We start from the raw sequence: 829 nt of genomic DNA, 5'->3' as shown, positions 1-829 counted from the left end.
AGCAGACTGGCTAAGCCGCCTCTCGCGCCGCCAGCCAAACACCTGCTGCGGGCAGACCTGCCAATGGCGGGCCACCTCCGCCACCACCGCACCCGGCGCTAACGTTTCCTCGACGATCCGCGCCTTGGTGTCCTCCGACCATCTCCGCCGACGGGCAGGGCCCGTCAGAACCTCGATCCGGCGGAAACCGCCAGCCTTCGCGTCGTCAGTAACGTCGTCCATAACGATAGCTCGAAGCCCTCCGCCACGAGCACACCCAGCACATCCATCACCCGCGCCGGAAGAAGGGCCGTCAGGCTTCGCTTACGGCGCTGGCGCCTTCGTCGCTGTTTACGGCGTTAGCCTGCTGGACCCAAGCAACCGCAGGGCCCGGCCGAGATCGGCACTTGGTACCAGCAGACCGCGCAGGCCTGGAACCGGCACCCCGTGCCTTTCATCTTGAATGGAAAGCGCCGAGAGCAGCGGCGAAACCAACACGGCGGTGCACATGCCCTCGGCGGTTCGGTTGCTCATATCCAGCGGCCGCTATCACCGCGCAGCCCGCTCGCCGGAATGGCGCAATCCGAGGCAAGCGACCCACTAGGTCGAAAAGGGCCGATGACACCCTGCCATTCCTTTCGGATGCCTTGGACGCGCTTGTCCTGAATCCGTTTTATGATGTTGTTTATAGTGCCCAAGGTCGCTAAAGGCTGCCGGCCTATTACCAGCGAAACTGGATCTGATGCCGCGCGCGCTCATCACCGGGGTGACCGGACAGGACGGGGCCTACCTGTCGCAACTGCTGCTCGAGAAGGGCTACGAGGTCTTCGGGCTGCTCCGACGCTCCTCC

Annotated in this window: 2 protein-coding genes; one reads left to right on the top strand and one right to left on the bottom strand. The window is 64.4% G+C overall.

Annotated features, from left to right (window positions below; all coding sequences use genetic code 11):
- Positions 1 to 222, bottom strand: a 222-nt coding sequence (locus GSE44_RS25090; RefSeq protein WP_159351541.1) for a transposase, incomplete at its 3' end; no start/stop codon positions are given.
- Positions 223 to 721: 499 nt separating this feature from the next.
- Here GSE44_RS25090 and GSE44_RS25085 point away from each other — a divergent pair.
- Positions 722 to 829, top strand: a 108-nt coding sequence (locus tag GSE44_RS25085; protein WP_159351540.1) for a GDP-mannose 4,6-dehydratase, incomplete at its 3' end; no start/stop codon positions are given.

This window comes from Muricoccus harenae (assembly GCF_009848505.1).
GTDB classification, from domain to species: domain Bacteria; phylum Pseudomonadota; class Alphaproteobacteria; order Acetobacterales; family Acetobacteraceae; genus Roseomonas; species Roseomonas harenae.
The sequence above is the reverse complement of the archived record's forward strand: the minus strand, read 5'-3'. Positions and strand labels throughout refer to the sequence as shown.